At 68.5% G+C, this 23,014-nt stretch carries 9 protein-coding genes and 3 tRNA genes; 7 read left to right on the top strand and 5 right to left on the bottom strand.

Annotated elements, in window-relative coordinates; genetic code table 11:
• Window positions 1-60: 60 nt before the first annotated feature.
• Together dnaG and ACI2L1_RS28380 are read left to right on the top strand one after the other, a co-directional pair.
• Window positions 61-1,965 (top strand): DNA primase, encoded by a 1,905-nt coding sequence (dnaG, locus tag ACI2L1_RS28385; RefSeq protein ID WP_404742210.1) that lies wholly within the window; start codon window positions 61-63, stop codon window positions 1,963-1,965.
• Window positions 1,966-2,157: 192 nt separating this feature from the next.
• Window positions 2,158-3,459 (top strand): RNA polymerase sigma factor, encoded by a 1,302-nt coding sequence (locus tag ACI2L1_RS28380; protein WP_404742209.1) that lies wholly within the window; start codon window positions 2,158-2,160, stop codon window positions 3,457-3,459.
• 32 nt (window positions 3,460-3,491) lie between these two features.
• On the opposite strand, the gene ACI2L1_RS28375 is transcribed toward ACI2L1_RS28380, so the two are convergent.
• The 4 genes from ACI2L1_RS28375 to ACI2L1_RS28360 all read right to left on the bottom strand — a co-directional run bounded on the left by ACI2L1_RS28375 (window position 3,492) and on the right by ACI2L1_RS28360 (window position 9,164).
• The gene (locus ACI2L1_RS28375; RefSeq protein WP_404742208.1) at window positions 3,492-5,420 is read right to left on the bottom strand and encodes an ABC transporter ATP-binding protein; all 1,929 of its coding nucleotides are present in this window, start codon (window positions 5,418-5,420) and stop codon (window positions 3,492-3,494) included.
• Complete coding sequence (locus ACI2L1_RS28370; protein ID WP_404742207.1) at window positions 5,420-7,153, bottom strand: ABC transporter ATP-binding protein; 1,734 nt, start codon at window positions 7,151-7,153, stop codon at window positions 5,420-5,422. Before ACI2L1_RS28370 ends, ACI2L1_RS28375 begins: the two co-directional genes overlap by 1 nt.
• Window positions 7,154-7,323: 170 nt before the next feature.
• Window positions 7,324-8,760, bottom strand: coding sequence for an FGGY-family carbohydrate kinase (locus tag ACI2L1_RS28365; RefSeq protein ID WP_404742206.1), 1,437 nt, complete (start codon window positions 8,758-8,760; stop codon window positions 7,324-7,326).
• 98 nt (window positions 8,761-8,858) lie between these two features.
• Window positions 8,859-9,164, bottom strand: a complete 306-nt coding sequence (locus ACI2L1_RS28360; RefSeq protein WP_404742205.1) for a YtxH domain-containing protein — start codon at window positions 9,162-9,164, stop codon at window positions 8,859-8,861.
• 158 nt (window positions 9,165-9,322) lie between these two features.
• Here ACI2L1_RS28360 and ACI2L1_RS28355 point away from each other — a divergent pair.
• The 3 genes from ACI2L1_RS28355 to ACI2L1_RS28345 all read left to right on the top strand — a co-directional run bounded on the left by ACI2L1_RS28355 (window position 9,323) and on the right by ACI2L1_RS28345 (window position 9,716).
• Window positions 9,323-9,395, top strand: a tRNA-Asn gene (locus ACI2L1_RS28355).
• Window positions 9,396-9,401: 6 nt separating this feature from the next.
• Window positions 9,402-9,474 (top strand) — tRNA-Asn (locus ACI2L1_RS28350).
• Between the two features lie 168 nt (window positions 9,475-9,642).
• Window positions 9,643-9,716 (top strand) — tRNA-Ile (locus ACI2L1_RS28345).
• Window positions 9,717-10,649: 933 nt separating this feature from the next.
• Here ACI2L1_RS28345 and ACI2L1_RS28340 read toward each other — a convergent pair.
• Entirely contained in the window at window positions 10,650-15,725 is a 5,076-nt protein-coding gene (locus tag ACI2L1_RS28340; protein ID WP_404742204.1) for a beta strand repeat-containing protein, read from the bottom strand.
• Between the two features lie 311 nt (window positions 15,726-16,036).
• Here ACI2L1_RS28340 and ACI2L1_RS28335 point away from each other — a divergent pair, with 311 nt between their 5' ends.
• Window positions 16,037-22,561 (top strand): RHS repeat-associated core domain-containing protein, encoded by a 6,525-nt coding sequence (locus ACI2L1_RS28335; RefSeq protein ID WP_404742203.1) that lies wholly within the window; start codon window positions 16,037-16,039, stop codon window positions 22,559-22,561.
• A gap of 3 nt (window positions 22,562-22,564) precedes the next feature.
• Window positions 22,565-23,011 (top strand): hypothetical protein, encoded by a 447-nt coding sequence (locus ACI2L1_RS28330; RefSeq protein ID WP_404742202.1) that lies wholly within the window; start codon window positions 22,565-22,567, stop codon window positions 23,009-23,011.
• The last annotated feature ends 3 nt before the right edge of the window (window positions 23,012-23,014 follow it).

Raw genomic sequence — 23,014 nt, 5'->3', positions numbered from 1 at the left:
CCCCCGGCCGGAAAGCCGTCTCGCCCCAGGAGTGTCAGTTCGGCCCCGTAGAATCACCACGTGGCAGGACGGATCAACGACGAGGACGTGAAGGCGGTACGGGACGCGGTCCCGATCGACGCCGTGGTGTCCGAGTACCTCCAGCTGCGCAACGCGGGCGGCGGCAACCTCAAGGGCCTGTGCCCGTTCCACGACGAGAAGTCGCCGTCCTTCCAGGTCAGTCCGAGCAAGGGGTTCTTCCACTGCTTCGGCTGCCAGGAGGGCGGCGACACCATCACGTTCGTGATGAAGGTCGACCACCTCACCTTCTCCGAGGCGGTCGAGCGCCTAGCCGCCCAGGCCGGCATCACCCTGCGCTACGAGGAGGGCGGCTACAACCCCGCCCACCAGCGCGGCGAACGCATCCGCCTGGTCGAGGCCCACAAGATCGCCGCCGACTGGTACATGGAGCAGCTGGCCACCGGCCCGGAGGCCGACACCGGCCGCCAGTTCCTCGCCGAGCGCGGCTTCGACCAGGCCGCCGCCGCCCACTTCTCCGTCGGCTACAGCCCCCAGGGCTGGGACCACCTCACCCGCTACCTGCGCGGCAAGGGCTTCACCGACAAGGAACTCCTGCTCTCCGGCCTCTCCCAGGAGGGCCGCCGCGGCCCCATCGACCGCTTCCGCGGCCGTCTGATGTGGCCGATCCGCGACATCGGCGGCGAGGTCGTCGGCTTCGGCGCCCGCAAGCTCTACGAGGCGGACAACGGCCCGAAGTACCTCAACACGCCCGACACGGCGATCTACAAGAAGTCCCAGGTCCTCTACGGCATCGACCTCGCGAAGAAGGACATCGCCAAGGCGTCCCGCGCGGTCGTCGTCGAGGGCTACACCGACGTCATGGCCTGCCATCTCGCCGGGGTGACGACCGCCATCGCGACCTGCGGCACCGCTTTCGGCGGCGACCACATCAAGATCCTGCGCCGCCTGCTGATGGACAACGGCTCGGCCCGCGTGATCTTCACCTTCGACGGCGACGCGGCCGGCCAGAAGGCCGCCCTGCGCGCCTTCGAGGACGACCAGAAGTTCGCCGCCGAGACCTACATCGCCATCGCCCCCGACGGCATGGACCCTTGCGACCTGCGCCTCGCCAAGGGCGACGACGCGGTGGCCGACCTGGTCGAACCCCGCACCCCGCTCTTCGAGTTCGCGCTCCGCCAGATCGTCGTCCGCTACGACCTCGACACCCCGGCGGGCCGCGCGGCGGCGCTCGACGAAGCCGCCCCGATCGTCGCCCGCATCAAGAACAGCGGTGCCCAGCACGAGGTCGCCGTCCAGCTGGCCGGCATGCTCGGCATCCTCGACACCCAGTTCGTGGTCAAGCGGGTGGCCCAGCTGGCCCGTTGGGCCCGCGACCGCGGCGGCAAGGGCCCGGCCCCCGCGGCCCGCGGCCCGCAGCAGCCGTACGACAGCGCCCCCCGCCCCGCGGTCTCCGGCCCCGCCCTCACCCTCCGCAACCCCGTCTACGCCACCGAGCGCGAGCTGCTCAAGCTCGCCCTCCAGCGCCCCGAACTGGTCTCCCCGGCCTTCGACGCGTACGGCATCGACGAGTTCACCGCCCCGCCCTACGCGGCCGTACGCCAGGCCATCATGGACGCCGGCGGCGCCGAGTACGGCGTCCAGGACTCGCAGGACTACCTGGTCCGGGTTCGTGAGGCCGCCCCCGACGACGCGGTCCGCGCGATGGTCACGGAACTCGCCGTCGAGGCGATCATGCGGCGCACAGTGGACGAGAACTACGCCGGCGACCAGCTGGTCACCGTCCGCCGCCGCGCCGTCGACCGCCGCATCCAGGAGATCCAGGGCACCTTGATCCGCCTCGGCACCGGCGGCGACCCGGCCCATCTGGCCGCCGTGCAGAACGAGATGTGGGTGTTGCAGCAGTACGGCCAGGCACTGCGGGAGCAGGGCACGGCGGCTCTCTGAGGGGCTGACGCGGCCGGCCCCAGGGGCGCGGGGCCGCATCGATGTGCGGCTCCGCCGGGTGGCGCAGAGGTTTCAAGCCCCGCAGGGCCGCGCACTCGTAAGGCAAAGTAACCACGCGGTCACGGACCGGACTCAAAAAGTCACCGCACGCCCCTCGTGGCGGCTGTGTGTCGTACTCCACACTGGGTTCCGGTGCCTGAGTCCTCGGAGCGCGGCCGATCCGTCCCCAGCGGGTCCCAGACCCCCGCGGTTCCGCTCATCGCGTACGGGACGGACAGCGGCGAGGCCGCCGACTCCGCCCCCGAAGTACCGCTGCCGTACCCCTTGGCAGCGATCATCCTGGAGGTCGCCCCCGTGCAGACCCAGACCCTCGCACAGACCGAGAACAGTGCGGACGACACAGCAGAGCCGGATGCCGAGACCGACGTACTGGTCGCGGTACCCCCGCAGAGCCGTGCCGTGCACCATCCCGAGGCCGAGCCGGACACACCGGCCGAGTCCGCCGAACCGCCCGCGGAGGCGCTGGAGGCCACCGAGCCCCCCGAGCCGGTCGAACCCGCCCGCAACCGGGCCGACACCAGCGGGCCGTCCTCGGACCTGTTCCGCCAGTACCTGCGGGAGATCGGCCGTATCCCGCTGCTCACCGCCGCCGAGGAGGTCGAACTCGCCCGCCGGGTCGAGGCCGGCCTGTTCGCCGAGGAGAAACTTCTCAACACCCCGGATCTGGACAGCCAGTTGGGGCTCGACCTGGACCGCCTGGTCGTGCTGGGCCGGATGGCCAAGCGCCGGCTCATCGAGGCGAACCTGCGCCTGGTCGTCTCCGTCGCGAAACGGTACGTCGGCCGCGGCCTGACCATGCTCGACCTGGTCCAGGAGGGAAACCTGGGCCTGATCCGGGCGGTCGAGAAGTTCGACTACGCCCGCGGCTACAAGTTCTCCACCTACGCCACCTGGTGGATCCGCCAGGCCATGTCCCGAGCCCTCGCCGACCAGGCCCGGACGATCCGAGTCCCGGTCCATGTCGTCGAGTTGATCAACCGGGTCGTCCGCGTCCAGCGCCGCATGCTGCAGGAACGCGGGTACGAACCCACGCCGGAAGAGGTCGCCGCGCATCTCGAACTCGCGCCGGAGCGGGTGAGCGAGGTGCTGCGGCTCGCCCAGGAGCCGGTGTCGCTTCATGCGCCGGTGGGCGAGGAGGACGATGTCGCCCTCGGTGACCTCATCGAGGACGGCGACGCGGCCTCGCCGGTCGAGTCGGCGGCGTTCCTACTGCTCAGGGAGCACTTGGAGGCTGTGCTGTCGACGCTGGGCGAGCGTGAGCGGAAGGTAGTCCAACTCCGGTACGGGCTGGCCGACGGGCGTCCACGTACGTTGGAGGAGATCGGGCGGATCTTCGGGGTGACTCGGGAGCGGATACGGCAGATCGAGTCGAAGACGCTGAACAAGCTGCGGGATCACGCTTTCGCGGATCAGCTGAGGGGCTACCTGGACTGAGAAGGGGCCGTTTCCCAACGGCCCCTTTCCCGCTAGTCCACCTCCGCCACCGCCTGCGCGAACTGTGCCTTGTACAGGCGTGCGTACGCCCCGCCGGACTCCAACAGGTCCGTGTGCGTGCCCTGTTCGACGATCGAGCCGTTCTCCATCACCAGGATCGTGTCCGCGTCCCGGATCGTCGAGAGCCGGTGCGCGATCACGAACGACGTGCGGCCGTGCGCCAGTTTGGCCATGGCCTTCTGGATCAGCACCTCCGTACGCGTGTCCACCGACGACGTCGCCTCGTCGAGGACCAGGATCACCGGGTCCGACAGGAAGGCCCGGGCGATCGTGATGAGCTGCTTCTCGCCCGCGCTCACCCCGCTGCCCTCGTCGTCGATCACGGTGTCGTAGCCCTCGGGGAGGGTGCGCACGAACCGGTCCGCGTGTGCCGCCCGCGCCGCCTCCTCGATCTCGCCCCGGGTCACGTCGCGCGAGGCGCCGTACGCGATGTTCTCCGCGATGGTGCCGCCGAAGAGCCAGGTGTCCTGGAGGACCATCCCGATCCCGGCCCGCAGCTCGTCCCGGGACATCTTCGCGATGTCCACGCCGTCGAGGGTGATCCGGCCGCCCGAGACGTCGTAGAACCGCATGAGCAGGTTGACCAGGGTGGTCTTCCCGGCTCCCGTCGGGCCGACGATCGCGACCGTGTGCCCGGGCTCCACCTTCAGCGAGAGGTCGTCGATGAGCGGCTTCTCGGGGTCGTACCGGAAGGACACGCCCTCCAGCGCCACCCGCCCGCGCAGTTCCTCGGGCCGCACCGCCGGCACCGGATCCGCCTCCTGCTCCTCCGCGTCCAGGAGTTCGAAGATCCGCTCGGCCGAGGCGACACCCGACTGCACCAGGTTCGCCATCGACGCGACCTGCGTCAGCGGCATCGAGAACTGCCGGGAGTACTGGATGAAGGCCTGCACGTCACCGATGGAGAGCGAGCCGGACGCGACCCGCAGTCCGCCCACGACCGCCACCAGAACGTAGTTGATGTTCGAGACGAACATCATCAGCGGCTGCATGACCCCGCTGTTGAACTGCGCCTTGAACCCGGCCTCGTACAGCGCGTCGTTCTGCTCGGCGAACTGCGCGGCCGACTCGTCCTGGCGGCCGAACACCTTCACCAGGGTGTGCCCGGTGTACATCTCCTCGATGTGGGCGTTGAGCTTGCCGGTAGTGCGCCACTGCTGCACGAAGTGCGGCTGCGAGCGCTTGCCCACGCGGGTGGCGACGACGAACGACAGCGGCACGGTGACCAGTGCGACCAGGGCCAGCAGCCAGGACACCCAGAACATCATCGCGAGCACACCGATGATGGTGAGCAGTGAGTTGATGAGCTGACCCATCGACTGCTGGAGGGTCTGGCCGATGTTGTCGATGTCGTTGGTCGCCCGGGAGAGGACCTCGCCGCGCTGGCGCTTGTCGAAGTACGACAGCGGCAGCCGCGACAGCTTCGTCTGGACGTCCTCGCGCATCCGGAACATCGTGCGGTTGACGGTCCTGTTGACCAGCCGTGTCGCCACCGCCATCAGCAGCCCGGCGACGAGGAACACCCCGACCGCCAGCAGCAGGACCTGCCCCACGGCGGTGAAGTCGATGCCCTTGCCGGGGGTGAAGTCGGTGCTGCGGAGCATGTCGGCGACCTGACCCTCGCCGCGCTCCCGCATCCCGGCGAGGACTTCCTCCTTGCTCGCCCCGGTGGGCATCTGCCGTCCGATGATGCCCGCGAAGACCAGGTCGGTGGCCCTGCCGAGGATCTTCGGCCCGACCACGTTCAGGCCCACGCTCACCACGACACAGGCCAGCATCGCGTAGAGGGTGAGCCGCTCCGGCTTGAACTGGGCGAGCAGCCGCCTGCCGGACACCTTGAAGTCCAGCGAGCGGTTCTCGGGACCGGTGCCCGCCATCATGCGCCCCATGGGCCCGGCCATCAGGCAGCCTCCGCTTCCGTGAGCTGGGAGAGCACGATCTCCCGGTAGGTCTCGTTGTCCGCCATCAGCTCGCGGTGGGTGCCGGTGCCGACGACATGGCCCTCGTCGAGGACGACGATCCGGTCCGCGTCCCGGATGGTGGCCACCCGCTGGGCCACGATCACGACGGTGGCCTCCGCGGTCTCCTCGGCGAGCGCCGCCCGAAGGGCCGCGTCGGTCGCGTAGTCGAGGGCCGAGAAGGAGTCGTCGAAGAGGTAGATCTCCGGCCGCTGCACCAGCGTGCGCGCGATGGCGAGCCGCTGCCGCTGACCACCGGAGACATTGGTGCCGCCCTGGGCGATGGGGGAGTCGAGCCCGTTCTCCAGCCCCTCGACGAAGCCCTTGGCCTGCGCCACCTCCAGCGCGTGCCACAGCTCCTCGTCGGTCGCGTCCGGGTTGCCGTAGCGCAGATTGGTGGCGACCGTGCCCGCGAAGAGATACGGCTTCTGCGGCACCAGCCCGACGGTCCTGGCCAGCAGCTTCGGGTCGATGGTCGACACCTCGGTGCCGTCGACGAGCACCTCGCCGTCGGTCGTGTCGAACAACCGGGGCACGAGGCCCAGCAGCGTGGACTTGCCGCTGCCGGTCGAGCCGATCACGGCGGTCACCTCGCCGGGCCGGGCCACCAGGTCGATCGCCCTGAGCACCGGCTCCTCGGCACCCGGGTAGCGGAAGCCCGCGCCCCGGATCTCCAGATGCCCGTGCCGCCGCAGCTCGGTGACGGGCGCCACCGGCGGGACCACGCTGGAGGAGGTGTCCAGCACCTCCTGGATGCGTTCGGCGCACACCTCCGCGCGCGGCACCATCATGAACATGAAGGTGGCCATCATCACGGACATGACGATCTGCATCAGATAGGCGAGGAACGCGGTCAGATCGCCGATCTGCATCCCGCCGCTGTCGATCCGGTGGGCGCCGAACCACACCACCGCGATCGACGACAGGTTCACCGTCGTCATGACCACGGGGAACATCAGCGCGAGCAGGTTGCCGGTCTTGAGCGAGATCTCCGTCAGGTCGGTGTTCGCCTTCCGGAACCGGTCCTCCTCGTACGCGTCGCGCACGAAGGCCCGGATGACCCGGTTGCCGGTGATCTGCTCGCGCAGCACCCGGTTCACCGTGTCGAGACGCACCTGCATGGACCGGAACAGCGGCCGCAGCCGCCGTACGATCAACGTCACACAGATGCCCAGGGTCGGCACCACGGCCACCAGTACCGCGGACAGCGGCACGTCCAGGCCGAGCGCCAGCACGATGCCGCCCACGCATATGATGGGCGCAGACACCAACAGCGTGAACGTCATCAGGGCCAGCATCTGGACCTGCTGGACGTCATTGGTCGTACGGGTGATCAGTGTGGGCGCCCCGAAGTGACCGACCTCGCGCGCCGAGAACGACTGGACCCGGTCGAAGACCGCCGCCCGCAGGTCCCGGCCGAGCGCGGCGGCGGTCCGGGCGCCGTAGAACACGGCCCCGATGTTGCAGACCACCTGCACCAGTGAGATGCCGATCATCACAGCGCCGTAGCCGAGGATGTAGCCGGTGTCCCCGTTCACGACGCCGTTGTCGATGATGTCCGCGTTGAGCGTGGGCAGGTAGAGGGTGGCGCAGGTCTGGAGGAACTGCAGCAGCACCAGGAGGGCGATGGGTTTCTTGTAGGGCCTGAGATAGGTCCGCAGAAGTCGTATGAGCACGCTACGTCTCTCGGAGTCGGCGGTGGGGCGGTTGGTTGCCCCTGGCCCCTATCGTCGGACACTCCACCCGCGTTACCTCAACCGATTAAGCCGACAGCAGTGCTTCATACGGCTTTACGGGGTCTCGCGGGCTCGGACTCCTACCGGACCCTTACCTTCCGGGTGCTTGCCTACCGGAACGCCCCCGGGTACGTCTGCTCCCGCACCGACACGTACTGCTGCCGCACCGCCTGCCCCACCGCCAGCTCCTCGCCGGGCTCCAGGACCTGCCCGGCCGGGCCCTGCCACATCGGCGGGGTACGCGGATCGAGCGTGCCCTGCGACGTCCCGAGCGCCCAGGCCGCCTGCCGGGCGGCCCCGATCGCCGCGTAGTCCGCCGGCTGCGGTACGACGACCTGCGCGCCGAACAGCGCGGGCGCGGCGGCCTGTACGGCGGACAGCTCGGCCGCGGCCCCCAGCAGGAAGACCCGCCGCACCTCGACCCCCCGGCCGCGCAACACGTCGAGCGCGTCCGCGAGCCCGCACAGCATGCCCTCGAACGCGGCCCGCGCCAGGTGCTCCGGCTTCATCGACTCCCGCCGCAGCCCGCTCAGCGTCCCCGCCGTGTGCGGCAGGTTCGGCGTCCGCTCGCCTTCCAGATAGGGCAGCAGTACGAGCCCGTGGGCGCCCGGCGTGGACTTCATCGCCAGCTCGGACAGGCTCTCCAGGTCGCTCAGGCCGAGCAACTCGGAGGCGCCGCGCAGGGTCCGTACGGCGTTCAGGGTGGTGACGACGGGCAGGTGCATGCCGGTCGCGTCGGCCAGGGAAGTGATCATCCCGGTGCTGTCGACGAGCGCCTCGGAATGGACGGCCATCACGGACCCGGACGCGCCCAGCGAGACGACGGCGTCCCCGAGCCCGATACCGAGCCCGAAGGCGGCGGCCATCGTCTCCCCGGTCCCGGCGGAGATCAACAGCCCCTCCGGGGTCGTACCGGCCGCGTCCGCGGGGCCGATCACCTCGGGGAGCATCGCCTGGTGGCCCAGCGCGAGTTCGACGAGGTCGCCCCGGTAGGCGCCGGTGGCGGCGGACCAGTACCCGGTTCCCGAGGCACCACCGCGGTCGGTGGTCCTGCGGACCGGTCGGCCGAGGAGCTGCCACACCAGCCAGTCGTGCGCCTGCAGGAGCACGGCGGTGCGCAGGGCGGCCTCGGGCTCGGTCTTGTTCATCCAGCGCAGCTTGGTGATGGGCTGCGCGGCCTGCGGCACACACCCCACCGCCTGGGCCCACGCCTCCCGTCCGCCGAGCGCGTCGACGAGGTCGGCCGCCGCGACCTGGGCGCGCTTGTCGCCGCCGACCATGGCGGGGCGGACGGTGTTGCCCTGGGCGTCGAGAGGCACGACGGCGTTCTGCTGGGAGGACACACCGATGGCCTGCACGCCTTCGAGGAGACCGCCACCGGCGGCCTCGCCGAGGGAGAGCAGCCAGGCCTGGGGGTCGACGTCGGACGGGCGACCCTCGACCGGGTGGGGCGCGTACCCCTGTTTGAGCACGGCACCCGTGTCCGCGTCGCAGACGACGATGCGAGTGAATTCGGGCGAGCTGTCCAACCCGGCGACTATCCCCATGGCGCAAATTCTATGGGCGTAGCGTCGATGGGGCTGCGCGGCGGCCGCGGGCGCGGAACGGCTGCGGCCGGCCGCGCCCAGTTTTCGCCACCCGGGAGTCAGGTGTCGCTGGTGCCCCAGTCGTCCTCCGGTGCGCCGTTGGTGTTGCGGTCGCGGAGCGAGCGGACCCGCTGGGTCACCGACTCCGGGACGCGGTCGCCGACCTTGTCACTGACCGCGTGGTACGCCTTGCCCGCGAACTGGCGGCTCTGCTGAGCGGCTGTCTCCGCGGTGTTGCGGACGGCGGGGTTCTGGGCGACCTGACGGGCGGATTTCTTCAACTGTTCGTAGCGCTCGCGCCCGGCACGGGTGCCCAGCACGTACCCCAGAGTCAGTCCGACCACGAACGTGAGCTTGTAGCGCATGGCGCCCACCCTTCCCTTGCGTAGGTCTCCGGTGCGACGGTCGGTGCCAGGGGAACCGATTGGCGGAGCACCCCCCTGCTTGCGCTAATGTATGTGTCGCAGCGAGCGCCCGCCCCCTGGCGAATACCCAGGGAGGTACGTTCGATGCAACGAGGCATTCCTCCGTAGCTCAATTGGCAGAGCAGCCGGCTGTTAACCGGCAGGTTACTGGTTCGAGTCCAGTCGGGGGAGCTTCGATCTTCCGTAGCTCAATTGGCAGAGCAGCCGGCTGTTAACCGGCAGGTTACTGGTTCGAGTCCAGTCGGGAGAGCAGATGATCGAGGACCCCGTCGGGGTCCTTTTTCATGTGCGGAGGAACCGTGCAGGTCGCGGGCGGTGTCCTCAAGGGCATGCGAAGTCGCCCCTGCGGAGCAGGAGATCGTATGAGCGGCTATGCTGCGGCAGACGGCGCGCACACATGTACGCGACACGCCGCTATGGGGCGGTAGCTCAGCCGGTTAGAGCAGCGGACTCATAATCCGCCGGCCGTGGGTTCGAGTCCCACCCGCCCCACTTGTGCAGGCCTGTGACCTGCGGAAACATTCAATTTGTCCTGTCGGATCGTCAACTTTGCCTGAACGGAATGAATCCGCTGCGCGTGGGTTCGGCCTCGGTGCTGGTCCTGGCGGCTCGAAAGCCCTCTGACCTGCACGAATGTGCCGGTTCGGCGCGGTTGAACCTTTCGTTATGTGGCTCCTGTGGCTGGTTGGGCACTGGATTCTGGACGCTGGCTGGACGCGAGGAAAGCGGAAGGCGTTGCTCCGGTGATGCTCAATGGGTTGCCGTTGCACTACGGAGTCGCCCTCTGCACGGTTTCGGCGGGGGTGCCACAGGTTCCGGACGTCCCCCTCGGGGCTCGGACCACGGCCAGCCGGGGAGCTGATCTTGTTTCGACGCCCGCTCACTCCCCGCGGGAGGTGTGTTCCGGGTGCGACGCGATCACGCGGCTGGAAGGCCGGGGAGATCATGACGGTCTGAGGTCCGTTTTGATCTGGATCACAAGCGCGATCCAGAGTTCCTCGCGGGTGGTCCGGCTCCGGGGCGAGGACGTTGTTCTGCAATAGGTTGAGAAGGGACCCCCCGGTCGCGTTGCCCTGGAGGCTCGGTATCAAGATCCATGGGCCGTACAGACCAGGGACGGCTCGACCGTTCCTGAGGACGGTGTCCGGTGGTGAACCTGGTGTCAGCGGCAGCGGGTGGCTGGTGCGCGAGTGTCTGGCGATGGCCTGAGAAACGGACCGAAGAGGAAACGGCCCGGAACGCAGGTGCGCTGGCCTCAGAGGGGCGCTTGCCCTGCCCCGCGGCGGTGTGCGCAGGCGTCGGTGGCGGACCTCAAGCGTGGATCAGTGTTCGCGCTGCATGCTGACGCTGTCCCTCAGGGATGAGGTGAGGGAGGCCGGGCACTGGTGGAGTGCCCGGCCTCGGTATTTCACGGAAATACGCCGGTCAGCTGAGGTAGCCGCTGGTGTCGAAGATGAAGTCGGCGGTGCCGTCGCTGTTGTTGTAGATGCTTATCTGTCCGTTGGTGTCGGTGGGGGTGAGGGTGAGGTTGGCGAGGGTGTCGTTCGTGCCCCAGTTGAGGCTGCTGGTGGCGGGTTTGCCGGTGGCGGTGGGGTAGGCGATGGCGTAGCCGCTGCCGGTGGGGTTGGTGACGGTGAGCATGGCGGCGAGGGTGGGGGTGGTGGCCATGGTGACTTGCTGGGTGGTGCTGGTGGTGAGCGTGTAGGTGCCGAGTGAGGCGACGGCACTGGAGCTTCCGCCGATGCCGCTGCGGGTGTCCACGAGGCGGGTGGGGTTGAGGGTGTGGAATTTCTGACCGGTGGTGCTGGTGGTGTAGTAGCCGCTGATGTCGGCGATGACAGCGGCGGCGCTGCTGTGGACGGAGATGGTGATGGTTCCGTTGGTGCCGATGGGAACGTCGCCGGAGAGTGAGGCGATGGCGTTGCCGGGGTTGTAGCTGAGGCTGGTGTCGGCGGTGGGGGCGTATCCGGTGGCGTATGCCTGGAGGAAGCCGGTGTCGGCGGCGTTGGCGGCGGCGAGGTTGACGGCGACGGCCGTCGCGTTGGCGGGGACGCCGTTGAGGCCGGTGATCTGGAGGGTGAAGTTGGTGCCGGCGGCCACGGTGCCGGTGCTGGTCAGGGTGGTGTGGGCGATGCTGGAGCGGGTGTCCAGGGCGCGGACGGCGTTGGTGAGCGGGGTATAGGTCTGATTTCCCGTCAAGGTGGCGTCGCTGGTGAAGTAGCCGGTGACGTCGACGATCAGGGCGGTGGTGGCGCTGGTGGTGTCGAGATGGGTGTAGAGGTCGATCTTGCCGTCGTTGCCGACGGGGACGATCTGGTAGCCGGTCCTGCTCGTGCCGGCGGTGAAGTTGGTGGATGAGGTGAGGGGGCGTTGGGTGCCGTCGGCATAGGTGGTGACGTAGCCGTGGTCGGTCTGAGCCGTCGTAGTGACGTCGACGGCGACCGCGGTGACCGAGGCGGGGATGGTGGTGGGGGAGCTGCTGACGGGTGAGGTGACGCTGTCTCCTGCGATCTTCAGTTGGGTGACGGAGTCGGAAGTGATGGTGCTGGCGCCGGCGGTGATGCCGCTGGTGTAGGTGAGACCGCTGCTGCTGCGGGTGTCGAGGATGCGGGTGGGTGTGACGGCCTGGTGGTATCCGGCCGGGGTGTATGGCTGTGCCGGAGGTACGACGGAGCCGGTCCAGGTGCGGACGCGGGCGAGTTCGCCGCTGTAGTAGTTCGTGCGGGCGGAGGCGTTGAGGGCGTCGCCGAGCTGGAAGGTGCCGCTGGCACCGGTGGTGGGGGCGGTGTGGTTTCCGCTGTTGACGAAGACGTCGTCGACGTAGAGGTTCATCACGCCGGTGGTTTTGTCGTAGGTCGCGGTCAGGTGGGCCCAGGTGCCGAGGTGGACGGTGCCGCCGGTGACGGTGTCGAAGCTCCAGGCGGTGCCCGCACCGGTGTTGAGGCTGAACTGCCAGCCGGTGGTGGTGGGGATGAGCAGGATTCCGGAGTCGGCACTGCCGCTCTGGGAGAGGACGGCGCCGCCGTACGCGGTGGGATCGGCCCAGACGGACACGGTGAACGACTCGGTCAGGTCCAGTGCTTTGCTGCCCTGGAGGTAGTCGTGGTCGCTCGCGTCGAGAGCGACGTCGGGGTCGAAGAGGCCGCCTTCGGGGGCGGTGACGCCGCTGGTGCCGGTGAGGGTGATGGCGCTGGTGGCCGCGTCGTCGGCGGTGAGGGCGGTGGTGTCGTAGTCGTTGAGGGGCCAGTCGTGGGTGTCGGTGCTCAGGGCCTGGCCGGTGGGGGTGGTGAAGGTGGCGGTGGTGCCGGAGAGGGTCATCTCGTGGGCGGTGGCGGTGCCGGTGCTGCCGAGGGTCCACAGGTCGGGGGTGTGGTCGTTGTTGATGTCGGCGGCCTGGAGGGTGGGCTGGCCGGCGGAGTCCCAGCCGGAGGCGGCGGCCTCGACGGAGGTGAGGGTGGTGTCGGTGGCGCCGTTGGAGAGGGCGTCGTAGGTCAGGTTCTGGAGGTTGGTGGGGCTGAGGTACCAGAGTTGGCCGTGGGAGGGGTCGTTGGTGTCGGTGCTGGTGTCGCGGGCGAACAGCTCCGGCATGCCGTTTGCGTCGAGGGTGCTGGTGAGGGTCCAACCGGCCCAGCCGGTCGTGCAGTTGGGGGTGGTGCCGGTGTTCTGGGCCAGGCAGTAGGGGTTGTAGTCGGCGAGGTCGGTGGCCTGGTCGGCACCGGGGTACAGACCCGCGGCGGGCACGGAGTTCTCGTCGTAGAGCGAGCCGTTGATCACTAGGAGGAGGTCCGGATAGCCCGTGGCGGTGTTGCCGTTGACGGTGTTGTAGAGGCCACCGCCGGTGGCGACGGAGGTGGCCGGGGTGGTGGTGTCGGTGGTGGTGCCGTCGTCGTTGAAGGTCGTCGTCGTCAGGGCGAAGACGCCGGTGGCGTTGGTGATGGGAAGGGAGTCGACGGGCTGGAGGTCGGTGCCGTCGCCCTGGCCGCGCAGGATCTCGCCGCTGACGGCGCCGGTTGAGGTGTCGTAGCCGTAGTCGAGGACGTCGTTGAAGCCGTTGCCGGTGAAGAAGTGGCCGGTGACGGCCTGGGTGCCGGTGAAGGAGGTGGCGGTCTGGGTGGTGGAGACGCCGTTGCCGTCGATGCCGACGTTGCGGGCGACGGGGTTGAGCTTGCCGCCGCCGTTGCCGGTGGCCTGCCAGAGCCCGGCCGGCAGGGAGTTCTTGCCGCCGACGGTCAGCAGGTCGGCGTTGCCGTCGCCGTTGAGGTCGTCGGCGGTGGCGGTGGCGGGGGCCCGGGCGATGAAGCGGTAGTCGTAGGTGTCGCCGACGTTGCCGCTGGCGCCGACGGCGGTGACGGTCAGGACGTCGGTCTGGGTGGTGGGCTTGAGCGAGATGGTGGCGGTGTAGGGGCTAGAGCTTGAGGCGTTGACGCTGACGGGGTTGCCGCCGTTGAGCTGGTAGCGGTAACTGCCGGGCGCGGACGTGGTGTTGGTATCCGTGAGCGTGAAGCTCGCCGATGTGCCCACGGTGCACAGGCTGTCGCCCGAGGGGCTGTCGGTGAGTTCGGGGCACTGGCTGGTGGTGGAGGTGACGGGGGTGATGGTGGGGGCGCCGGGGGCGGTGGGGTCGTAGTAGAAGTGGCAGGTCTTGGACTGACTGCTCGTCAGGTGCTGGTCGGTAACGGTGAGATACCAGGCGAACTCGGTTTTCGCGGTGAGCGCGTTGAAGGGTCCGGAGGCCGTGTGGGAGTAGAGGGTGCTCGCCGTGGTGCCGCTGGTGGCGTTGATCGCCCGGGTGTAGGTCGTGCCGCTCGCCATGTTCTTCAGCGTGAAGTTCGCGGTGAGCGGGCTGGTGGTGCCGTCCGGGTCGGAGACCGCGGCGCGCAGGGTGACGTCACCCAGCCCCAGTGAAGTCGGCGTGGTGGCCGTGCAGTTGGTGACCGGGCTGGTGGTCAGCGAGGTCGGGGTGGTGGGGGTGTGGTCGTAGGTCGTGGTGATGGTGGCCTGCTTGCTGAACTGCTTCCACGCCAGGTCGTCGCCCTCGTCGGCGGCGAGGAGTCCGAAGGTGGCCTTCGACCAGTGGTTGTCGGCGGCCCGCTGCATCAGCGAGGTGAGGGAGTACGTGACGTCCGCGGGTCCGCAGGAGGTGGACCAGCCGTGGGCGACGGACTGGGAGCCGATCTTGCTGAGCCGGGAGGGCTGGTTGTTCCAGGTGGTGGACGAGGAGATCGAGCCGGTCCAGTACAGGTCGAGGGCCTTGGCGGTGCAGGAGGCCGACCAGTTCTCGTAGAAGGAGATGTCGGAGGAGATCACCGTCGAGTTCCACAGGGCGCTGTGGACGCTGGTCTGGAAGAACGAGCGGTTGGTGGAGACGTCGGAGGTCCAGTCGGTGTAACCGACGTGCAGGGGACCGGGGTTGGAGGAGCCGGGCTTCCAGAATGCGGTGTCGGGCCACTCGTTGTCGACGAACGCCCAGGCCTGGACGGTGTCGGTCTGGCCGGATGCGGTGAAGGTGGGGTCGATGTAGACCGGGTAGGTGGTGTGCTCGCCGGTCAGCAGGCCGCGGTCGGGTGACAGGCCGATGCGGCCCGGGCGGTAGGTGGCCTTCAGGCTCGCCTTGCGGGCCGCGTCGCCCGGAGCGGCCGGACTGGAGGCGAGGGGGGCGCCGTTGTGCCGGTCCACGGCCTGGCCGGTGTTCGGGTCGGTCGCCTTCGGGGTGGTCGCGGCGAACCGGGTGGAGTCCCACATGGTGGGGGCGGTGGCCGAGAACAGGGTCCGGCCGCTGTGGTCCCTGGCGGTGATGTCACCGGCCTTGTCGCCGGTCAGGGTGACTCCGGTGGCCTTCGTGGCGAGGGTCAGGGCGGTGAGGGCGGGGTTCGCGGCGGCCGTGGCGTTCTTGACGACCAGGACCTCGCTGAACCCGCCGGAGTCCTGTGCGGTGACCGCGAGATCCACGTCGGGAAGCACGTCGTGGTACGTCGCGGTGGGGCCGGACAGGGTGGGAGTGCCGAGGGCGAACGCGGAGGGCAGCGACACGGCGAGGGATCCGCTGCCGGCCCGCATGGTGGCCAGGGGGTCGTCCGCGCCACCGCCGGAGAGGGTCAGGGAACCGGTCGCCACCTTGGGGGAGATCGTGCCGTTCGGGTGCCGGACCAGCGTCGCGTCCAGGTCCTTCCATCTTCCGTCCACCAACTTGCGTACGGGCGCGATCGTCTGTCTGAGCGTCAGCGTGCCGTTCGGGTTGGCGGTGAGCGTGGAGGAGTCCGTCGTGGCGGCCGTCGCCTGGACGGACTTTCCGGTGGACCGGGCCTGCGCGAGCGCCTGGTCCTGGGTCAGGCCCGGGGAGGAGCCGGCCGGCGCCCGGGTGGCGGTGGGGGAGTGCGCCGGGACGGCGGCGCCGGCGGGAGTGGGGCTGCCGAGCGTGCCGGCGACCGCGAGAACGGCGGCACCGACGACCGCGCGGCGCGCCCATGAGCGGGGCGGAGAAGCCGACCCATTCTTTTGCATTTCTTTCCCCCAATTCCTGGGCTGCTAAAGAAGTCCAAGCGTTCTGTAAAATCCGGTTGAGGAACCCTTGGTGATCGGCCCGTCAATGGGCCCGCATCGCGTGTATCCAAGGCCGCGTCACCGTATGGGGAGTTGAGGCCGCATGCGAGGCGATGTGATTCAGATCACGCGTAATAAGTGTCGTGGATGTCTGAATCTGTCGCCGTCTGCGGATTCTTCATGGGTTGGTTTTTTCCAACCCTATATTCTCCGCGATTGAACTTTCGGGTATTTCTTCAGTTCGGCTTGAAGGTCGTGACTAGGGGGATCCGGTGTCCGGTAGACGCACGCGGCTCGTGGCGGTGGGATGGACGGCGCTGTTGGCCTGGTCCCTGTGTGTAGGGCCGGCCTTCGGGTCGACGAGCACACCCCCTGCCACCCTCAAACCGGCCGCGAAACCGAAACCGGACGTCGGCCGCTCCGTCACGGGCCTGAAGTCCGTTCCGCGCAAGGACGTGCGCACCTCGGACGCCACCCGGCACACGGCCGTGCCGACCCGGACCGCGTGGCCGGTCGCCAGGACCGTGACCCTGGAACTCGGGGCGCCGAAGCACTCGGCGATCACCGGCTCCAAGGCCACCGTGTCGGGAACACCCGTGTGGGCGCAGGCTGTCGCGCCCAGCAGGGGCGACTACAGCGGTCCGAGGACGCTGGGCGTCCAGGTCCGGCCCAGGTCGCTGTCCACGCGCTTGGGCGTCTCTGGCCCCGTCTGGTCCCTCACCAGCTCCGGAACGACCGCGGTCGGCTCGGGCCGGGTGAACGTGGGCCTGAACTACGGCGCGTTCAGCCAGGCCGTCGGCGGCAACTACGCCTCACGCCTGCGTCTCGTGGAACTACCCGCCTGTGCACTGACGACCCCTCAACTTGCCAAGTGTCGCAAGCAGACCCCACTGACCTCCCGGAATGACACCAAGGACGCGGCTGTGTCGGCGGCCGTCACCTTTCCCGCCACATCCTCGGTGAAGCCCGCCTCGGCCGGAGCCGCCCGCCCTGCTGCGGGGGCGGCTGTGTCGGCCGTCTACAATGGCCCGGCCTCCACGGCCGTCTCGGCGCAGACGGCGTCGACCTCTGGTGCGGCGACCGTCATCGCGGCCACCGACTCCACCGGCCAGGAGGGCGGGGCGGGCGGCACCTACGCCTCGACCCTGTCCTCGGCCGGATCCTGGGCCCAGTCCGGCTCGTCGGGCGACTTCACGTACACCTACAAGGTGCAGGTGCCCGGCGCCTCGACGTCGCTGGCACCGGACGCGTCGCTGTTGTACGACTCGGGCAGCGTGGACGCGAAGACCGCGAACACCCAGGCGCAGGCGCCGTGGGTGGGCGACGGTTGGAGCACTCAAGACTCCTTCGTGACACAGGAGTTCACTCCGTGCGACGACTCCCCGGAAGGCAGCGCGGGCTCGGTGACCACCACCGACGAGTGCTATGACGGCCCGATCCTGACCCTGTCCCTGAACGGGTCATCGAACGCGATCGTCTACGACAAGGACACCTCCACCTACAAGCTGGCCGACGACAACGGCGCGACGGTGAGCAAGGTGACCGGCTCGTCGAACGGCTCCGGTACGTACGACACGTCGTACTGGGTGATCACGGAGCGGGACGGCACCAAGTACTACTTCGGCCGCAATCAGCTGCCCGGCTGGGCCTCGGGCGACGCCACGACGAATTCGGTGGACTCCCAGCGGGTGTACGCCGCCCACTCCGGTGACCCCTGCTACAACTCCACGGCCACCAGCAGTTACTGCACGATGGCCTACAAGTGGCACCTGGACTACGTGACCACCGCGACGGGTGCGGCGATGGCGTACTACTACAAGCAGGACACTAACTACTACGGCGCCCACAACGGGGATTCCGAGGTCAAGTACGTGCGCGACTCCTACCTCGCGCACGTCGACTACGGCTTCACGACGGCCACCGGCCCCTACGGCACCGTCCCCGACAGGATCGTATACGCCACGTCGGTGCGCTGCACCTCCGCCAGCACCAACTGCGGGAGCGCGGAGACCACCTCCAACGCCTCGTACTACCCGGACGTCCCCTACGACTTGGTCTGCGCGTCCGGGGCGACGTGCAGTGCGCATGCGCCGTCGTACTTCTCCACCGTGCGTCTGACCTCGATCACTACCCAGCAGTACTCCACATCGGCCGGCGCGTACACGACCGTGGACTCCTATGCGCTGACCCAGACCGAGCCGTCGACCGGGGACGCGACCAGCGCGACGCTGTGGCTGTCTTCTGTGCAGCGCACCGGCTCGGACACCAGCGCGGGCGGCTCCACCTCGTCGATCACCATGCCGCCGGTACAGTTCACCGGCTCGGCGCTGGAGAACCGGGTGAGTACGGCCACCTACCCGGGCCTGTTCCGCTACCGGATCACGGCGATCACCAACGAGATGGGCGGGGTGACCGGCGTCTCCTACACCCTGCCGACAGCGTGCTCGACCTCCGCCACACCGTCCTCCAACACGGCGTCCTGCTCCCCGCAGTACTGGACACCCAGCGGCTACATCAGCCCGATGCTGGACTGGTTCAACAAGTACGCGGTGCAGGAGGTGTTGGAGACCGACACCACCGGCGGCTCGGCGACCAAGGAGACCGACTACGCCTACAGCGGCGCGGCCTGGCACTACGACGACGACGAGAACACCAAGGCCAAGTACCGCACCTACGGGCAGTGGCGCGGCTACCAGCAGGTGACGACCACCACCGGCAACGGCTCAGGAGACGCCAAGACCAAGCAGGTCGACTCCTACTACCAAGGCATGGACGGCGACTGGCTCTCCTCCACCTCGACCCGCAGCATCTCGCTGACCGACTCGCAAGGTGGCCACCACACCGACTCGCCCCAACTCGCCGGGCGCGTACTGGAGTCCACGTCGTATCTCGGTGACGGCGGCGGGGTCGACCACTCCACGATCACCTCGTACTGGATCTCCGCGGCGACCGCCACCCGCACCCGCTCCGGACTGCCGGACCTGACCGCGAACGCGACCGGCACCGCGGAGGAGTGGACCCGCCAACACCTGACCGACGGCGGCACCACCAGCTGGCGTGACACCGAGACCGACACCACCTACGACACGATCCGCTCCGACGACGACTTCGCGCTGCCGACCTACAGCTACGAGCACACCGTGCCGGTCGACTCTCACTACGACCAGTGCACCGCTACCAGCTACGCGCCCGCCAACACCGGCGCCAACCTCGTGGGCCTGGTCTCCGGAACCGAGGAGGACTCGGTGGCCTGCTCCGGGTTCACCGAAGGCCCCGTCACGTCCGTCCCCGACGGGCTTAACACCCTCGGCGCGCCCACCAGTGTCAACCGCCCGGACCAGGTGGTCTCCGCGACCCGGACGTTCTACGACGACACCACCTTCGCCACCGCCTTTCCGCAGCCCACCGCCCCGACGATGGGTCTGGTCACCATGACCCGCATCGCAACCGACTACGGTGCAGGGGCCTTCAGTTGGCGGACCACCGCGCAGTACACCTACGACAGCACCTACCACCGGCTGACGAGCACCACCAACGGCAACGGCAACACCACCACGACCACCTACACGGTCGACTCCGCCTACCTGACCACCGGGCAGAGCGTCGCCCAGCCCACGGTGAGCGGGGTCGCCCACACCACCAGCGAGACGTACGACCCCGAGCGCGGGCTGACTCTGACCAGCACCGACGCCGACCACGTGGTGACCACCACGCACTACGACGCGCTGGGGCGGACGACCTCGGTGTGGAAGAACTCCCGCGCGACCAGCTCCCTGGCCAACGAGACCTACACCTACACGCTGTCGAACACCTCGGTGTCCGGCGTGGTGACCAACACGCTGAACGACAACAGCGGTTACCTCACCTCTGTAACCATCGACGACTCCCTGGGCCGCACGCGGCAGACGCAGGCGTACACCCCCCAGGGGGGACGTCTCATCGACGACACCCTGTATGACTCACGCGGCTGGAAGGCCAAGCAGAACAACGACTACTGGGACTCCGCCACCACACCGACCCTGTCGCTGAAGGCGGTGGCCGACAATCAGGTCGCCGACCAGGATGTGTTCACCTACGACGGGCTCGGCCGGCAGGTCTACGACACCTCCGAGAAGAACGGTTCGATCGTCTCGACGACCACCACGGTCTACAACGGTGACGCCACCACCGTCATCCCGCCCACCGGCGGCGTCACCAAGACCACCCGTACCGACGCCCTGGGCCGCGACAGCGAGCTGGACGAGTACTCGGCGGCGCCCACGCTGGTCACCCCGCTGAACACCACCACCGGCGTCTTCTACCTGACCGGCGGTACCACCAGCGCCACCACCTACGGCTACGACGGCCATGGCCGGCAGGCCACCACCACCGACGCCAAGGGCGACACGTGGACAAGCATGTACGACCTGGCCGGTGAGGTGACCTCCAAGACCGACCCCACCGCGGGCACCTCCACCATGACCTACGACGCCGACAGCAACCTGCTCCAGACCAAGGACTCCCGCGGCGACTACGTCTCTTTCACCTACGACGCCCTCGACCGCAAGACCGGCAGGTACGCGGCCGCCACGACCGACCAGGCCGCCTACACGTCGACCAGCTCGCCCGGCAACCAGACCGCGTCCTGGGTCTATGACAACGCCAACACCGCCGTCTCCGGCATGACCTACCCGGTCGGCCACGTCACCACCGCGACCTCCTACAGCGGCGGCTACGCCTACGTCCAACAAGCCTTGGGCTTCAACGTCTTCGGCGAGTCCCTGGGCGAGGAGACCATCGTCCCCTCCGCCGCACAGGGTTCGGTCCTCGGCAAGACCTGGAAGATCACGCACTCGTACACCAGCGTCAAAGGCCTGCTGTGGACCGACGGTTACGCCCTCGGCGGCGGACTGCCCGCCGAGACCGTCACCCACGGCTACAACAACGACGACGAACCCAACGCCCTGGCCGGTGCCTACGGTTACCTACAGAGCACCACGTACAGCGCCAATGACCAGGTCGCGCAGGTTCAGTTGGGCTCCTCCACGTCCTACGCCACCGTCACCGACGCCTACGACAGCCACACCGGCGACCTGACCGACCAACTCGTCACCCGCTCCACCGCCACTCCCTCCAGCGTCGACGAGACCGCCTACACCTACGACCTCTCCGGCAACATCACCCACCAGACCGAGACCCGCAACGGCTCCAGCACGACGGCCGAGACCCAGTGCTACGCCTACGACACCCTCGACCGGCTCACCACCGCTTGGACCGCCACCGACAACTGCGCCGCCACCCCCACCAGCAGTGACCACAGCACCGTCGGCGACGGCATCACCGGCGGCGCCTACTGGACCAGCTGGACCTTCGACGCCGTCGGCAACCGCCTCACCCAGACCCAGCACACCGTCTCCGGCGCCGGCAGCGACACCGTCACCACGAGCGGCTTCTCCAGCGGCCAGTCCAACACCCTGACCGCCACGACCACCACCGGCGGCACGACCGGGTCCACCAGCTACGGCTACGACAGCGACGGCAACACCACCACCCGTCGCACCGGCACCGCCGACCAGACCCTCACCTGGAACAGCGACGACCAGCTGACCAAGATCACCGACGCCACCGCCGGCACCTCCACCAGCTACATCTACGACGCCGACGGCAACCTGCTCCTCCAGACCGACCCGACCACCACCACCCTCTACCTCGGCAGCGAACAGATCACCCTCGACAACTCCGCCGGCACCGCCACCGGAGTCCGCTACTACACCGCCCCCGGCGGCGCCACCATCCTCCGCACTGGAACCGGCACCGCCTACGGCTTCGAACTCGCCGCCGACCAGCACGGCACCAACAGCCTCTACCTCGACAACACCGCCCAGACTCCCACCTGGCGCCAGTTCGACCCCTATGGCAACCCCCGCGGCACCACCGCGAGCTGGCCCGACAACCGCACCTTCCTCGACAAGACCACCGACGCCACCACCGGTCTCACGGATGTAGGAGCCCGCGAATACGACCCCACCCTGGGCCGTTTCACGAGCCTCGATCCCGTCTTCGAGGACGACAGTCCACAGGAACTCGGAGGCTACGCCTACGCCTCGAACAACCCCGTCACCTTCTCCGACCCAACCGGCCAGGAGATCGGCTCGCGCCCCAACTCCTGCCAGTACGACCTGGCGAACTGCTCGAAGAAGGTCCAGAAGGAAGTCGGCTACGACCCGAAGAGCGGCCTTGCCGACTACCGCCGGGGCACGGTGGTTTCCAAGGGCACGGCGGCCTCCATCAGCAACCACTACAGCAACCCCGTTACCGACAGCGGCTACACCCCGCCCGCGCCCAAGCCCCAGCCGCACCGCTCCTGGTGGTCGAAGGCATGGAATTCGACCTGGCAAGCGGCACACGGGTTCATGCAGAAGCACAGCGAAGCCCTGGGCTGGATCGGCGTTGGACTTGCCGTGGCTTCCATGATCACCCCTCTGGGGTGGGTCGCTGACGCGGCTTTGGTCGGCGGGTTCGTGTTGGGGGGTGCCACTACCGCGGACGCGTGCGTCTCCAAGCAGTGGGGGAGCTGCACGATGGGCGCGGCGAGCCTGGGAATGGCGGGAGCAGGGGTCGGCGCCAGTCGTATGGCGAGTTCAGCGCTTCGAGAGGCGGCGGGCGCCGGCATTTTCTCGCGGACGCTTCTCAAAGGAGGTGCGATGCTGGGGCGAACCATTGCCGGTGTCGCCAATACGAGTTCTGTGGGTTATGCAATTATCGGAACCGCTACGGGGGGCAGTCTGGGTGACTCCAGCCATTCGGAGGATGACTAGCTCATGACGGATCCCGGTCGCCCATCCGTGAAACCGCTCGATGGGTCGAAGCGACTGCCCTTGCTCGTCGGATGGCGCCTGCGGAGGGCACGGAGAAGGAGGCGAACGGGCGTTCTGGTGTTCGCCGAGATAAGGGAACCTGTTCGGAGCCTGACCTACAAGGCGGGCATCGTGTCTGTCCGGGAGGAGGGTGTGGAACTCTGCTCCCGTGGCCGTGGCGCGAAGACGCCCCGATTTATCGAGCTGCCCCCCGGCCCTCACCGGCTGGATTTCAGGGTGACACGCATGAAGGCCAGTAGGAGTACGTCGTTTCTTCAGATGGTGGACCTGAAGGAAGGCGAGATCTTGGTCGCGTTGTGCGATCCGGTCCAATCGAACGTCTTCTACAGGCGGAGCCCCGATGTGGACTCCTGGGTAATCGGAGTCTTCCCGAACTGGGAGAAACGGTGATCC

The sequence above is a fragment of the Streptomyces sp. NPDC019531 genome (assembly GCF_044903305.1).
Lineage (GTDB): Bacteria > Actinomycetota > Actinomycetes > Streptomycetales > Streptomycetaceae > Streptomyces.
The sequence above is the reverse complement of the archived record's forward strand: the minus strand, read 5'-3'. Positions and strand labels throughout refer to the sequence as shown.

What these genes read in the sequence shown, in the direction of transcription:
- ACI2L1_RS28360 (WP_404742205.1), bottom strand. Translation starts at nt 9,164, where the DNA reads ATGCGCTACAAGCTCACGTTCGTGGTCGGACTGACTCTGGGGTACGTG.
- ACI2L1_RS28365 (WP_404742206.1), bottom strand. Translation starts at nt 8,760, where the DNA reads ATGGGGATAGTCGCCGGGTTGGACAGCTCGCCCGAATTCACTCGCATC.
- ACI2L1_RS28330 (WP_404742202.1), top strand. Translation starts at nt 22,565, where the DNA reads ATGACGGATCCCGGTCGCCCATCCGTGAAACCGCTCGATGGGTCGAAG.
- ACI2L1_RS28375 (WP_404742208.1), bottom strand. Translation starts at nt 5,420, where the DNA reads ATGGCCGGGCCCATGGGGCGCATGATGGCGGGCACCGGTCCCGAGAAC.
- ACI2L1_RS28340 (WP_404742204.1), bottom strand. Translation starts at nt 15,725, where the DNA reads ATGCAAAAGAATGGGTCGGCTTCTCCGCCCCGCTCATGGGCGCGCCGC.